The organism is Pandoraea commovens (assembly GCF_024704525.1).
GTDB lineage: Bacteria > Pseudomonadota > Gammaproteobacteria > Burkholderiales > Burkholderiaceae > Pandoraea > Pandoraea commovens.
In genome coordinates, this window is the sequence record NZ_CP102780.1 from 659,490 (window position 1) to 675,494 (window position 16,005).

Here is a 16,005-nt window from a genome sequence, read left to right on the forward strand (position 1 = left end):
GCTCGCGCTGAGCGGGCGCGCAATACTTCGGAGCTTACCGGAGGCGGTCGTTAGAGGCGAGTCCCCACGACAGGACACATCAGAAGCGCCAATTGACGTTGCCGTACACCGAGTTGTCGCTGACCTTGCCGCCAAACTGACCCGTATAGCTCACGCCGAGCGTGACGGCATCGCTGACGAAGGCATCGATACCGGCGCTCACGACCGCTGCGTCACGGGCAATCGGCACGCCGCCCACGGTGAAGGCCGCAGACGTCCCCGAGAACGCCAGTTGCATGTCCGGGGCGTTCGCGCCGTAGGCATGACGCCACCCGGCTGACAGTCGTAAGCGTCCCGATGCCGCAAGCCCGGTCCCTGTGGCGAAGGGGATCTCACCGCGCAGGCCTACGGTGGAGAACGTGATGCCGTGCGACTGTTCGTCGGCATGGAGTCCGGCAATGCTGCCGGATTCGTCGAACGCGTCGGTGCGCACGCGTGTGTAAGCCACGTTCGCGAAGGGCTCGACGACGCGCCCGGCATCGAGACGCCACGCCGCCTCGCCGAACACCTGCCATACGGCAGCGTCGTATTTCGCCCGTGCTGTCTGTGCGACAGGACCGATGGCGATGGCGCGTTGCGTGCTGATCTGCTGCCAGCCGTATGCGCCGCCGACCGTGGCACCCAGACGTCCGAAGCGCCGATTCACATATGCGCCGATCTGCGCATCGTTGCTGTTGCCCGACGCGCTGGCACCTGTGTTGAACGTGCTGTGCCCCAGTCCGCCGAACATGCCCCCGCGCCATGCGTCGGCAAAGGGCGCGTCCACCCCGACGAGCATGCCCATGCCACGGCGATGCAGTGTCGCAGCCCCCGAGCCGCCATCGGCGACAGAGCGGTTACGCATCTGCCCGTCGTTGCCGTAGACGGATGCCCATGCCTGTGTCGCGCGCGGTTGTGAACGGCAATCGTCGCGCTGATCCGGTGACGTCATGCGGTTGCCCGCACGTTCGTCGCCCGATGCTGCTGTATTGCACTCCAGTGCGAGCGAGAGACTGTCGCGGAGTCGCTGCGAGACCGCGTCGCGTGCAATCTGCGACTGACCCAGCAGCATCGACGCCACTGACGCATGCAGACTCCCGTCGAGACTTTCGAACGCAGCGGGCGCGGTGGCGGCCGTCAGACCGAGCGCGGCCTGATAGAGCGCACTGCCGGTGCCCAGCGATGCGACCGCGGCGGCTACCACGCGCTGATTCGGCGTGACGGCACCGGCGGGCAGGGGCGTACCGTTCGGCGCGAACGTCAGCAACACGGAGGTCGGCGTGTAGCTGACCTGTGGCGTGAGGTAGAGGAGGTTGGTGGACGTCGATGCGAATTGCCCGGAGACGCCGCCCGTCGCCGATACGACGACGGCCCCCGATGCATCTGCCGGTTGTGTCCCCGGTGCCGCGTTGACGACGAGATTGCTGCCGCCGACCGTGGCGCTCCCGGTGGTGCTGACCTGACTCGGCGCTGTGCCCGGGGCCGCGTTGACCTGCAACGTCGAACTCGGCGCCAGCGTGAGGTTGCCACCGACACTGAGCGTCGACCCTGGCGCACTGATGACGATCTGACTTCCGCTTGCGCCTGTCAGCGGTCCGGTCTGCGCGCCCGCACCCGAGCCACCGGCGCTGACCGGTGCAGGTGTCGTCAGCGTGGCTCCTGTCTGGACGGTGACCGGCGAGTTGGGCAGTCCACCGATACCTAGCGTGCCGCCCGCGACGGTGGTCGGTCCCGTCAACGGATTTTGCGCGCCCAGCGTGAGCGTGCCGCCACCGGTCTTCGTGAGACCGCCCGTGCCGGAAACGCTGCCGGGGAAATTGCCCGTCGCCACCGATACCGAACCGCCGTTAATCGTGAGTCCGCCCTGTGTCGTGCCGTTCAGCGACGGCAGTGTGACGTTGACGCCTTGTGTCGTCACGCTGCCCTGTGCGACGGTCAGCCCGCCGGTGCCTAACCCACCGGGCGACGTGAGCGTGACGCCGCCGCCATTCACTGTCGTGCCGCCCGTGAAGGTGTTCGCGCCGCCGAGTGTGACGCCCTGCGGGTTGTTCAACGACAAGCCGCCGTTACCGGAAATGCTCCCGCCAAGCGTCAGCGCAGCGGTGCCGCCGACGGACAGTGTCGATCCGTTGTTGAGTGTGATGCCGTTCGCGAGCGTCGCTGGCGCACTTGCGTTGAGTGCGCCACTACCGTTCACGGCAAGGCCGCCGGTGCCGAGCGACGCTCTGTTGCCGACGGTCAGCGTGCCTGCGTTCAACGTCGTGCCGCCGGTGAATGTGTTGGCTGCCCCCAGCGACAGCGAACCACTCCCGCTCTTGACCAGCCCGCCCGCGCCGGACAGCGTGCCGTCAAAGACGTGATTGCCGGTGTCGCCGGTCGTGAGCCCACCGCTGCCGAGAATGACCTGCGTGCCGGTGCCGCCGTTGAGCGTCGCGAGCACGAGCGGTGCCGTCGTGGCGGATGCGTCGAGCGTAGACCCTGCGTTGCCAAGCGAGATGCCCGAAGTGTTGCCGAGCCGCCCGGACGCGCCCAACTTCAACGTGCCGCCGGACACTGTCGTTTGTCCTGAGAACGTATTGTTTCCGCCGAGGGTTACCGTGCCGCTCCCTTGCTTTGTGATGCCGCCGGTACCGGTGATGCTGCCGTCGAAGGCGTTGTTTGCGGCGCCACCCAGCGTGAGCGATTGCCCGCCGAGCGAGACCGTGGTGTTGGCGGCACCATCGAGTCCCCGGACAGTGACCGGTGTCGTCGCGCCGGAAAGATCGAGCGCGGTGCCACCCGCAAGCGTGACGTCGTTCGCCCCGCCAAGCGCGCCACCCGCCCCGAGCGCCAGCGTGCCGCCCGCCACGTCGATACCACCGGTGAACGTGCTCTGTCCCGTCAACGTCTGCGTGCCTGCACCGGCTTTGACGATGCCGCCGGTGCCCGCGATACCTGCGCCAAGCGTCTGATGGGTGGCATCGCCGAAGGTCAGCGTATTGCCGCCAACGTTCACAGTGCCGCCGGTGCCTGCAAGTGTCGCGAGTGTTTGATTACCGGCCGCCGCGATATCGAACGTCGCATTCGCGCCTGTGATCGCAACGTTCGCCCCATTGGCCAGTCGACCGGTCGCGCCGAGCGCGAGCGTGCCGTCTGCGACGGTGGTCGTGCCGGTGAACTGTTGCTGACCGAGGAGTGTTTGCGTGCCGCTGCCTTGCTTGACGATGCCGCCTGTGCCGCTGATCGTACCGCTCACGGTGTGGCTCGACGCATCGCCGAATGCCAGCGTATTGCTCCCGAGTGTGACGTTGGTGCCCGCCTGTGCCGTCAGCGCGCCGATCGCGCGATTGCCGTTTGCGCCGGAAATGTCGAGCGTTGCGCCCGCGTTCTGTAGCGTGACTGCGCCGTTGGAGGATAGCGTTCCCGCACCGCCGAGTGCCAGCGTCCCGGCCTGCACGACCGTGCCGCCAGTGAAGGTATTCGAGCCGGTCATCGTCTCGACGCCAGTCCCGACCTTCACCAGACTGCCGGTGCCCATCACGCCGCCGCTGTACGTCTCGTTCAGCCCGCTCGCGCCGACCTCCAGCGTATTGCTGCCCATGTTGACGTTGCCGCCACCGGTGAGTGCACCGAACGTTTGCGTGCCGTTGCCCGCCGACAGATCGAAGGTCGCGCCGGTCTGCACATCGACGACGCCCGCCGCATTCAGACTCGCGCCTGCGCCGAGTGCGAGCGTCCCGGCGTTGACGTGGGTCGCCCCGGCGTACGTGTTCTGACCGTTGAGGGTGAGCGTGGCCGCGCCGTTCTTCGTGATGCCACCTGCGCCGCTGATCGCACCGTTAAGCGTGAGGTCGTTCGTGCCGACGACGGTGAGATTGCCACCGAGGGTGATCTGATTGCCGAGCGTGCTGGCTTGCGTGGCGTCGATCGATGTCCCGTCGGAGAAGTTCACTGTGCCCGTACCCAACGCCGTATTACTACCCACTGAAATGCCACCTGCCTGAACGTCGACGCCGCCAGTGAAATCGCTATTCCCCGAGAGCGTCTGAACGCCGCTACCGAGCTTCACGAGACTGCCGCCTGCGCCGTGAATGTCGGACGCCAGTGCGCTGCCCGCAGCGTCCGCAAGCGTCAGCGTCGTGCCGCCGAGATTGAGGGCGCTGCCTGCGACACCGCTCACCGTCGCAGCGGTCTGATTGGGACCCGTGGAGAGATCGAGGACGGCCGTCGCGCCGTTGAGATTGGCGCTCTTGCCGCCGAGCTGCGTGCCGTTGCTCAGCGCCAGCGTTCCCGCGTCGATGCGGACATCGCTCGTCAACGCGACGCTACCGTTCAGCGTCTGAGTGCCACTGCCTTGCTTGATGAGGCCGCCCGTGCCATTGAGCGCGCCGCTGAAAATGGCGTTGTTGGTGCTGCCCAGCGTGAGCGTCTGCGTGCCGAAGTCGACGGTGCTGCCAGCGATTCCGCTTAGCGCACCGATGACGGGCGTCGTGGCGGCGCTCACATCGAATGTCGCACCGGACGCGACCGTCACATTGTTCGCATTCGACAGCGTGCCATTGGCATCCAGTGCGAGCGTGCCGTTATTCACGCTGACGTTCCCCGTGAACGTGTTCTGCGCACCGAGCGTGAGCCTGCCGCTGCCGTCCATGATCAGCGCGCCGGTCCCGGAGATGGCACTGGCGAGCGTGTCGCTATCATTGTTGCCGACCGTCAGCGAACTGCCGCCGCCCAGCACGACGCTGCCACCGGTGCCGTACAGATGTCCCAGCGATTGATTCCCCGCCGCGCTGAGGTCGAGCACTGCCCCCGTCCCGGTGAGTGACACGGACGCGCCCGGCGCGAGGCTGGCCACGGCGCCGAGCGCGAGTGTGCCGTCGGTAATTGTGGTGGTGCCGGTGTACAGCTGTGTGCCGAGCAGTGTCGTCGCGCCGCTGCCTTGTTTAACGAGATTGCCTGCACCGCTGATGACCGCTGCGACGGTATGCGTTGTTGCATCGCCGAACGTGAGCGTGTTGATCCCCAATCGAATCTGCGTGCCCGCATCGGCGGAGAGCCCGCCGATGGTGAGCGGTCCATTGGCCCCCGAGATGTCGAACGTCGATCCTGCGTTGGAAAGGGTGACGGCACCATTCGTAGCGAGCGTGCCTGCGCCGCCGAGGGCCAGCGTGCCCGCCTGAATGACGGTGCCGCCTGTGTAGCTGTTTTGTCCTGTGAGCGTTTCGGTGCCCGCGCCGATCTTGACGACCGATCCCGTGCCGGTGAGTCCGCCGCTGAACGTATCGTTGCCCGCTCCGCCAATTTCGGTGACCAGTGCACCGATGTTCACAGTGCCTGCACCGTCGATTGCACCGATTACTTGCGTGCCGTTGCCAGCTGAAAGATCGAGCGTTGCACCGCCGGCGACGCTCACGCTGCCCGTGGCATTGAGCGACGCACCGGCCCCGAGCGCCAGCCTGCCCGCATTGATCGTTGTCGCACCCGCATACGTGTTGCTGCCGCCCAGCGTGAGCGTTGCGCCGCCCAACTTGGTGATGCCACCGCTTCCCGACAGCGCGCCATTGAGCGTGAGATCGTGGCTGCCGAGGACGGTCAGCGTGCCGAGCAGTGTGGCGCTGTTGCCGAGGGTGACAGCTTGCGTGCTGTCGAGCGTTACGTTGTTGCCGAATGTCGCTGCCCCCGTGCCCATTGCGAGGTCGTTGCCGACGACCAGTCCGCCAGAACCGACACGCACTCCGCCGGAGAAATCGCTGGCACCTGAGAGCGTCTGGACACTGGAGCCTGAGACGACGAGCGCACCCGTGCCGTGAATCGCGCCGTTGTATGTCGCGTCACGGAAATTGGTCAATGTCAGCGTTTGCGCACCCAGCGAGATGGCACTGCCGGTCACGCCGTCGAGCGTGCCGAGGGTCGACGCAGCACCGCCACTGATATCGAACACGCTGTTAGCGCCTTTGAGCCAGAGCGCGTTACCCGCTTGAAGCGCTGCGCCGCCCCCTAGTGCCAGCGTTCCGTCGGCGATGGCGATGGCACCCATATACATTTGCGTTGTGGTGATTGTTTGTTTGCCCGCGCCCTGTTTGACGAGTCCGCCCGTGCCGGTGATCGTGGCGGCGAGTGTCTGGTCGGTGGCGTCACCGAAGGTCAGCGTGGTGTTGCCAAGCGCGAGTGTTCCGCCGGTGCCCGATAACGCGCCGATGGTCAGCGGCGCGGCCGCGCCGCTAATGTCGAACGTCGCTGTCGGGCCGCCTAGCACGACAGCGCCTTGCGACGCCAGCGAGCCGCCACTGCCGAGTGCGAGCACCCCGTCGTTGATGGTGGTGCCTCCCGTCCATCCTCCCGCGCCTGCGAGCGTGAGCGTCGCAGCCCCCGCCTTCTGAAGGGCGCCATTTCCCGTCACAGCACCCGTCAGTGTCAGATCCGCGCTACCAAGCACCGCAGACGTGCCGCCGAGTGTGATGTTGTTGGCGAGCGTCAACGCTTGTGTCGTGTCGAGCGTGGTCTGATCGGAGAGCGTGAGCGCTCCCGTGCCGAGCGCACTCGCGTTGCTCAGTTGCAGCCCACCAGCGTTGAGCGTCACGCCGCCGGAGAAGTCGCTCGCACCGCCAAGCGTCTGCACGCCCCCGCCTTGTTTGATGAGCCCCCCGGTGCCGTGAATGCTGCCGTTGAACGTCTCCCCCGTGTTGTCGCCGAAGGTCAGCGTGTTCGCACCCAACTGCACCTGCGCGGTGCCGCCGCTGAGTGAGCCGATGGTCTGCGGACCGGCGGCGCTGATGTCCAGCGATGTGGAGCTATCGCCGAGCGTCACAGCGTTCTGGGCCGACAATCCGCCTCCCGCGCCGATCACAAGCGAACCGCCACCCACGACAACGCTGCCCGTAAACGTTTGTTGGGCGGTAATGGTTTGCGTGCCTGTCCCGAACTTGACGATGCCGCCACCGGTGCCGGTCAGCGTGCCCGCAAAGGTCCGGTTGGTGTTGTCGCCGAAGGAGAGCGTGTTGTCGCCCAGATTGATCGTGCTGCCGACTGCACCCGACAGTGCGCTGATCGTCTGATTTTCACCGGCGCTGATATCGAGTGCCGCACCGCTCGCGATGCTCATTGGATTCGCCGACAGCGTGCCCGTGCCGCCAAGGGCGAGCGTGCCCTGATTGATGGTGATCTGACCGGTGAAGGCGTTCTGTCCGGTCAGCGTTTGCGTGCCGGTGCCTTGTTTGACGATGCCGCCCGTGCCGCCGAGGCTGCCCGCGAACGTCTGGCTCGCCGCATCGCCGAGTGCGAGCGTGTTGCTGCCCAGTGTGACCTGACTGTTGGCCGTGCCGATCAGTGAGCCGATGGAGACGGGGCCCGCGCCGCCGATGTCGAACGTTGCACCGTCGGCGAGCGTGACGACGTTACTGCCTGCCAGCGAATTGTTCCCCTGAAGCGCGAGACGTCCCGCCGCGACGTCGATGCCCCCCGTAAACGTCTGCGCCCCGGAGAGCAGCAGCGAACCCGTGCCTTGCTTGACGAGGCCACCGGTCCCGGAAATCGAGCCGCCGAATGTCGTGTTTCCTGCGTCTCCGACAGTGAGCGTCTGATTGCCGATGAGGACCGTCGATCCGGCGACGCCGGAGAGCGCACCGAACGTCATGTTCGCGGCGGTGGAGAGATCCAGCGTCGCTGTGCTGCCTGTCAACGCGAGCGGGGTGGCGTTGGCGAAGGCAGCCCCCTGAAGTGTCAACGTGCCTGCACGTACGTTGATCCCGCCCCCGGCAGTGCTTGTCCCGGTCAGCGTCATAACACCTGTGCCTTGTTTGACGAGGCTCCCGCCACTGCCCGTGAACGCACCGGCGAACGTCTGATTGGTCGCATCGCCAAACGTCAGCGCGTTGTTGCCGAGTGCGACCGACGTGTTGGCGATGCCCGACAGCGCGCCGATGGTTTGCGCCGACGCCTGACTGATGTCGAACGTGGTACCGCCGCCGAGCAGAGACACCGCGCCGGTGCTGGCGAGTGAACCACCGGCCCCGAGCGTAATGCCACCCGCGTTGATTCGCGTGCCGCCGGTAAAGGTGTTCACGCCACTCAGCGTCTGCGTGTTGGCATTCGTCTTCACGATGCCGCCCGTGCCGCCGATGGCACCGGCGAACGTGCTGTTCGCGCTACTGCCGAGCGTCAGATTGTTGGCGCCGAGCGCGATTTGCGTGTTGCCGACGCCGGACAATCCCGAGACGGTTCTGTCGCCGTTCGCCGCCGACATATCGAAGACGGCACCGGCCCCGGAAAGCGCAAGCGGGGTACCGCCGATCTGCAAGCTGCCTGCGCCCGACAACGCCAGCGTTCCCGCCACGACATTGACACCCCCGCTGAACGTATTGGCCCCTGTCAGCGTGACGGTCTGCGCGCCCTGTTTGGCCAGGCTCCCGCTACCGCCGATCAGACCTGACAGCGTGAGCGCCGTGCTGCCGCCGAGCGTCAACGTACTGCCGCCACCGATGGCAATCGTATTGGCGAGCGACACCGGTGCGCTGGCGTCGAGTACTCCGGTGGTGCCCGATACCTGAACCGTGCCGCTCCCAAGCGCTGTGCTGCTGCCCGCGACGAGCGTGCCGCTGGAGAGAAATGTCCCTCCGGAGTAGGTGTTGATGCCTGAGAGCGAGAGGCTTCCCGTGCCGCCCAGCGACACGCTGCCGGTACCGCTGACGACCCCGCCCAACGTCAGCGGGTTGGTCCCTGAGACAGAGAGGCCGTTGGTGCCCAGCGTCGTTGGCAAGGCAATCGTTAGTCCCGCACTGGCCGCTTGCATGGCCCCGCCGTTGACCGTGAGCGAGCCGGTGCCGAAACTGCCTGCGTTATCAAAAACGGCGAGACCACCGTTGAGCGTCGTCGATGTGACGGCCAGCGGACCGGTGAACGTCCACGTGCCGCCATTCACGGTGGCGCTCGTGAAGTTCACGTAGCTCGCGCCGTTCAGCGTGCCGGTGCCCGTCGTGGTCGCGTTGTTGGCGGAGTTGCGAAGCACCAGCGCGTTGGTGCCTCCTGCGCCTCCGTCGATCACGCCCGCCGCCGCGAAGCCCAGGTTGAAGCCGACGACGGGAAGCGCGCCAATGCCGGTACTGCCGCCGTCGTTGAACGTGGAGCCGGTGACTGCCGTGAACGTGTTGTTGCTGTTCGCGCCGAGCGAGACACTGCCGCTTAGCGTGCCCTCATTGCTGAACGTATTGCCTGTGCCCGTCGTGCCGTTGGGCTGAAAGGCGACGCGTCCGAGAATGGTCCCCGTGTTGGAGAAGTTGACGCCCGCGCCCCCATACGCCACCACCACCGGTGCGCTGCCGTTCCCCGTGAGCGTGACCCCGAGGATAGGCGTGGCTCCCAACGTGCCGCTGTTGTTGAGGGTCGTGGTGCCGCCAGTGGCGTTCTGCACTGTTAGCGCCAAACCCGTCAGCCCTGGCAGATTGACGCCCAACACTCCCACAGTGCCTCGCATGATCGCGTTGTTCGTCACGGTCTGCGTACTGCCACCGGCAGTGCCGTTGCCGATCACGGTGCCCGATGCGAGTAGCCCGATGCCGCCCAGCAGCGATGGGTCGATGGTGCCGCCGTTCACGAGCGTGACGTTGCTCCCCGTGAGCGACAACGCCGTGCCGCCCACGCCGAGCAACACACCGACACCGGCGCTGCTGTTGACGGTGACCTGCAAGTTGCTCGCGGCATTCGAATAGGACGGTGCGAGCGGATTCGCGGCGCCGCTACACGTCACGATATTGCCTGCTGTCGTGCAGGTCGCCCAGGACGTCGCTGGTGCCAACGCGCCGAGTACCACGATGCAGGCAAGGCATACGCGCGTGAGCGACATCGAGGGAACTGCCGCTCGAAGGATCGGGAACCGTCTTGCACGACGCACACGCGACGCCGGCGCGCCCGCATTCTGATGCGCTGTTTCCGGCGCGGGGACGACATCGACGCGGCAATGCCGCCAGACCAAACGATAGAGGTGCTTGTTCATCGTGCTCCGGTTCCCAATGGCATGGAGTGCAGAAAGGGGGCGATGCTCGATGGCAACGCGCCCTTGGCGGCGGCATTCGGGGGGAGGCGACGACAGCAGCAATGCAGTGACAGGGCTGCAGGACGAAGCGCTAATGCGCGATAAATGTGCGGGCCATTCTAGAAAGCGCGATGGGAAAGCGCCCGGGGTATGCCGCTGACGAGGCCCGCCGAGTGACATCGCGGGACGCGGGATTTGGCAGGGGAATCAAGGCCGTGCGTGGCCTTGTGAAGGACGAAGCGACGCCATTGCAGCACCGCGAGAAACGCAGAGTTTCGGACGATTCCCTAAATCATCGACGGCGAGCGACCGCTTGGTTCACTCGCCGTCTTACAACGGTAGACGAACAACGATGTGTCGCTACCTACGCAGCGCGCGTGAGCGGCGCGACCTGACGAATGCCCAGCGACGCCAGCGACTGCGAGATCGCCGTGACGACGTTACGCATCTCGTTGTCGTCGATGGCACCGATGCAGCCGACCCGGAACGTCTCGATTTGCGTCAGCTTGCCGGGGTAGAGGATGTAACCGCGCTCGCGCACGGCTGCGTAGAACGCCTTGAAGTCGTACTTGCTGTCAGTCGGCGCATGGAACGTCACGATGACCGGCGCTTGTACCTCTGCTTCGAGGAATGGACGGAAGCCCAGCGACGCCATACCGTCCACCAACGCACGGCAGTTCTTCTGGTAGCGCTCACCGCGCACCGGCTGTCCGCCCTCGGCGAGGAACTGATCGACGGCGGCGCGCAGCGCGGCGACCACGTGTGTCGGCGGCGTGAAGCGCCATTGCGTGGTCTTCTGCATGTAGGTGTACTGGTCGTGCAAGTCCATCGCCAGCGAGTGGCTGTTGCCACTGCTCGCTTCGAGCACCGTCTTCTTCGCAATGACGAAGCCCATGCCCGGCACGCCTTCGAGACACTTGCCACTTGCGGCGATCAACGCGTCGAACGGCATCGAACGCACATCGATTTCCACCGCGCCGAACGAACTCATCGCGTCGACGATCAGCCCCTTGCCGTGCTTCTGGCAGACCCGTGCGATATCGGCCAGCGGGTTCAGCACGCCCGCGCCGGTTTCGAGATGGACCTGTGCGACGTGCGTGATCGACGGATCGCGCGAGAGCGCTTCGTCGATGGCCGCCGCACTGGCTGCCTGATCTTCGGCGATGGGCAGGGCGATGGCGTCCCGGCCGAGATAGCGGCAGATCTTCAGAATGCGCTGGCAGTACGCACCGTTATCCGGCACGAGAATGCGAGCGTTGCGTGGCGTGAGCGTACCGATCGCCGCTTCGACGGAGAACGTCCCCGAGCCTTGCAGCGGGACGCAGACGTATTCGTCGCCACCGTGCACAATGTCCACCAGATCGCGGCACAGCGACGCGGTGATGCGGTTGAACTGGGCGTCCCACGAACCCCAGTCGCGCAGCATGGCCTGTCGGGTGGCCGGCGACGTGGTGAGCGGGCCGGGGGTGAGCAGAATCGGTTCCTGACCGAGAATCATGACCGCCTCCTATTAAGCGGGGAAATAACTGAAATTCGTAAGTAAGTGCGCGACCAAAACCAACTTCAATGTCCGTTGCGCGTGCCCGGCACCTTGCCGGACGGCCGACGCCACGCCTGCGTGTAACGCTCCACCACGATCTGCACGCCGTGATAGAGCAGGCACACCAGCATCGACGTGAGCACCACGAGCGTGGCCATCGCGGCGGCGGGTCCGATGGACCCGGTCTCATCCATGTTGACGATGGCGACCGACGCGAGCGACGTATCTGCGGAGTAAAGGAAGACGACGGCGGAGACCGTCGTCATCGCGTTGACGAAGAGATAGCGGCTGATGTCGATGATCGACGGCAGGCAGATCGGCGCGGACACGCGCCAGAATGTGCGGTAGAAGGGCACCTTGAGCGACGCCGACACGTACTCGAACTCGGGGTCGATCTGCTTGAGCGCCGTGACTGCCGTGAGGTGACTCGACGAGTAGTAATGCACGACGTTGACGATCACCAGAATCGCGAGCGTGCCGTACAGGTTGTGCAGCGGGTTTGCCTCGGAGACGAAGAAGAAAATGTAGCCCAGACCTAGTACCAGCCCCGGCACACCCATCGGCAGCACGGCCATCATGCGGATGAAGCCGCGCACCCACGCCATGCCGCGCGTCTTCTCCAGCAGGTAGGCGATGACGAAGATCGCTGCCGTTCCCCACACAGCGCACCAGAACGCCATCTGCAAGCTGTTGAGGTACGAGTCCACGGCACCGCTTTCGATCAGCCCGAAACGATAGTGACCAAGCGACAGACTGAAGTTGTATGGCCAGAACTTCACGAACGACGCGTACACCGCCATGCCCAGAATCGCGAGCATGATCGCGGCCATCCCCCAGCACAGCGTGGCCATGAGCCAGTCGAATCCGCGTGACGGCTTCGGCACATATGGCACCGCGCGCGCGGAGAGCAGCGCCTGCTGCTTGCGCTGCACGACCGAGTCCACCAGATAGGTAATGCCGACGGGCACCAGCAGCACCAGTCCGACGACTGCGCCCTTGGAGAAATCCTGCTGTCCGATCACCAGCTTGTAGATGTCGGTGGCCAGCACATTGAAATCACCGCCGATGACCTTGGGAATACCGAAGTCCGATATCGCGTAGGTGAAGACGATCATCGCCGCGCTGATCACCCCGTACTTCGCGCCGGGCAGCGTAATGGTGAGAAAGCGTCGCAGTGCGGGCGTACCGAGTGCATCGGCTGCTTCATACAGTCGTGCATCGGTGAGCGAGAGCGCGGTGATCAGAATCATCAGCGCATGCGGGAACGTGGCGTTCACGAGCGACATCACGATGCCCAGCGGGCCGTAGATGTCCACGTCGCCCATGAACGGACGCAGCAGTCCCTGATTGCCGAACCAGAAGATGAACGAGATGGCGGGCAGCAGCGTCGGGCCGAGAATCGGAATCAGTGCGATGTTGCGCAGCAGGGTCTTGTGGCGGATGCAGCTGCGCGTGAGCGCGTACGCGAAGATGAAGGCGAGCGGCACCGTAATGCAGGTCGTCACCATCGAGATCCATACGCTGTTCCAGATCGAGCCGAAGAGCGCAGGGGAGTGGAAATATTCGCGAAAGTGTCGCAACCCGACGAAGTGTCCGTCGTTGTCCTGCACGCTCTTGACGAGAATCGCCGCCATCGGCGCGAGCAGAAAGAGCACGCCTGCTGCGGCAGCGACCAGCAGCAGTGCCTGTGCGAGACGATCCGTCCAGTGCGAGGCGAGTCTTACCGGACGCACCGCTGACGGCGGCGGGCGATCCGTCGTCTTGGGCGATGCCGGATTGGCCGTCAGTGTCGAGCCTGCTGAACTTAAGGAACTCATCGTGGCTACCCCTGACGGAAGACGCGCACGGCGGCGCTCGGCACCGAGAAGCGCAGTGCGCCGCCCGTCGACGGTTGCAGGGCCTGCATGTCCGCAGGCGAGAGGTCGGCGTAGAGCGCGTGGTCGCAGGCGTGCATGCGCAGCGTCACGCGCGAGAAGGCCCCGAGAAACTCGATCTTCTCGACGTTGCCGTCGAACACGTTGGCGGTGTCGTCGAGGTCGTCCAGATCGCGCACGCGCACGTCCTCCGGCCGGAAGAAGACGCGGATGTCTTCGCCCGAGCGGCAGCCGTTGAGCGTGCCGCACGTCAGCTCGTACTGGCCGACGTGAACGCGTCCCGCGTCGCCCAGACGTGCGGGCAGGATGTTCGTCTTGCCCACGAAGTCCGCGACGAACGGCGTGGCCGGATGCTGATAGATCTCACCGGGCGTGCCGACCTGTTCGATGACGCCGTTGTTCATCACGACGATGCGGTCGGCCATCGACAGCGCTTCTTCCTGATCGTGCGTAACGAGAATCGTGGTGATGCCCAGCCGTTGTTGCAGCGCGCGGATCTCGCTGCGCAGCCGCACGCGCACACGGGCATCGAGCGCCGAGAGCGGTTCGTCGAGTAGCAACAGGCCGGGCGACGTCGCGAGTGCCCGTGCAATCGCAATGCGTTGCTGCTGGCCACCGGAGAGCTGACCGGGAAATTTGCCGCCTGCATCGGGCAACCCGACCATCGATAGCAGTTCGGCCACGCGCGCGTCGCGCTCGGCGCGTGGCACGCGACGGTTCGTCAGTCCATACGCCACGTTCTGTGCGACGCTCAGATTCGGAAAGAGTGCGTACGACTGGAAGACGATGCCGTAATCGCGCTGCATCGGCGGCAACGACGAGATGTCCCGTCCGTTTTGCGACAGCGTGCCCTGCGTCTGCGCCTCCAGCCCGGCGATGATGCGCAGCAGCGTGGTCTTGCCGCAGCCCGACGGACCGAGGAAGCAGAGCATTTCGCCACGCCGCACGGTGAGGTGGATGTCATGCAGCACCACGGTGCTGTCGAAGCGCTTGTGGATGCCTGCTAGGTGGAGATATGTGTCGTCGCTCATTCGGGAGACCTCCTGCATGGTTGTGCCGGTGTGCGTGAGTGCGCGTGCGGCGCGATCGATGCGATCAATGCGGGCCGCACGCTGCGTCATCACGTCGTCACTTCTTCTCCGACTTCGCGCCGTAGCGTTTCTGCCACTCGGCAAGCACCGACTCGCGGCTCTTCGCGATGTCCGTGAAGTCGTTCTTCACGAGCATGTCGGGGTAGTTGGCCGGAATGGTCTCGAACTTCTTCGCGACCCCCGGGTAGGCCACGATGGCCCAGTCCTTCGCGTACATCTCGTTGGCTTCCTTGCTTGCGAGCCAGTCCATGTAACGCTTGGCGGCGTCGAGCTTCTTGGTCGTCTTCACGATGCCCGCCGCTTCGATGTCGTAGCCCAGCCCTTCCTTGGGGAACACGAGATCGATGGGCGCGCCCGCCGCCTTGGTGCGATGCGCATTGAATTCGAACGAAATGCCGATGGGGTACTCGCCCGCGCCCGCGTCGCGACACGGCTTCGAGCCCGAGTGCGTGTACTTCACGATGTTCTTGTCGAGCGCGTCCATGTACTTCCAGCCGCCGTCCTTGCCGAACATCTGCAACCAGGCCGTGACGTCGAGAAAGCCTGTGCCGGACGTAGCCGGGTTGGGCATCACGATCATCCCCTTATAGATGGGCTTGGCGAGGTCTTCCCACGACGTGGGCTTGGGTAGATTGCGCTTGGCCGCTTCCACGGTGTTGAAACAGACGGTCGCGCCCCACACGTCGAGACCGACCCACGACGGCGGATTAGCCTTATCGCTATAGGCGCGCGTGAGTTGATCGAAGCCCTTAGGCGCGTACGGCGTGAGCAGGCCTTCCTGCTTGATGAGTTCGAGACTCGACGCGGCAAGCCCCGCGATCACATCTGCCTGCGGGTTGGCCTTCTCCGCGAGTACCTTGGCCGTGACTACGCCAGTGGAGTCGCGCACGTACTTGATCTCGATGTCCGGATTCGCCTTCTGGAACGCTTCGGCATACGGACGCATGACCTCGACTTCCCACGCGGTATAGACGGTCAGCGTGGTCTTCGCGAGCGCGTGACCGGCCTGTGCAGCGCAGACGAGTCCTGCGGCGAGGACGGCGGCAGCGCGCATGGCACGGCGCAAGGATGAATTCATGGATGGCTCCTGTGGGTCGCGATCAGGGTCGCGTTGTAAGTACACTCGACAGCCTTCTGTGAGGCGATTTGTTGCATGATATTGGCAAATTATGTCGTTTTCTTGAAACCCTTGGCTTTTGTCATCTGTTCGTCAAATACCTCCAATAGTATGGAAATCGTTGATTCAGATAGGGTTTTGTCGCTGCCGCAATCGACTCGACCCGACGGTGTTGCAAAATCTGTCTGCAATGTCGGATGTGTTTTGTTGACAATCTACAAATTGCTGTGCTTGAATGTCAACAACAAAAATAATCACGTGATGCCACAAATTGCCAAATGTCGATGGAACGGCGGTTTGTGTCCGGTGCGAGGGCGCCGACATCGCGCGATGGCATCAATGTCCAGAGCAGTGTTTAG

At 64.8% G+C, this 16,005-nt stretch carries 5 protein-coding genes; all 5 read right to left on the minus strand.

Annotated features, from left to right (window positions below):
- Positions 1-79: 79 nt before the first annotated feature.
- Positions 80-9,835: an autotransporter-associated beta strand repeat-containing protein gene (locus tag NTU39_RS03465; RefSeq protein ID WP_257959199.1), complete on the minus strand. Its 9,756-nt coding sequence runs from the start codon at positions 9,833-9,835 to the stop codon at positions 80-82.
- Positions 9,836-10,388: 553 nt separating this feature from the next.
- Positions 10,389-11,522, minus strand: a complete 1,134-nt coding sequence (locus NTU39_RS03470) for a 2-aminoethylphosphonate--pyruvate transaminase (protein ID WP_150665370.1) — start codon at positions 11,520-11,522, stop codon at positions 10,389-10,391.
- A 65-nt stretch (positions 11,523-11,587) separates the two neighbouring features.
- A complete protein-coding gene (locus NTU39_RS03475; protein WP_150665371.1) occupies positions 11,588-13,381 on the minus strand; it encodes a putative 2-aminoethylphosphonate ABC transporter permease subunit in 1,794 nt (597 codons plus the stop codon).
- Positions 13,382-13,386: 5 nt separating this feature from the next.
- Positions 13,387-14,469 carry a putative 2-aminoethylphosphonate ABC transporter ATP-binding protein gene (locus NTU39_RS03480; RefSeq protein ID WP_257959201.1) on the minus strand — a complete coding sequence of 361 codons (1,083 nt, stop codon included), beginning with the start codon at positions 14,467-14,469 and terminating at the stop codon, positions 13,387-13,389.
- A gap of 97 nt (positions 14,470-14,566) precedes the next feature.
- Positions 14,567-15,607, minus strand: a complete 1,041-nt coding sequence (locus tag NTU39_RS03485; protein ID WP_150665372.1) for a putative 2-aminoethylphosphonate ABC transporter substrate-binding protein — start codon at positions 15,605-15,607, stop codon at positions 14,567-14,569.
- Positions 15,608-16,005 lie beyond the last annotated feature (398 nt).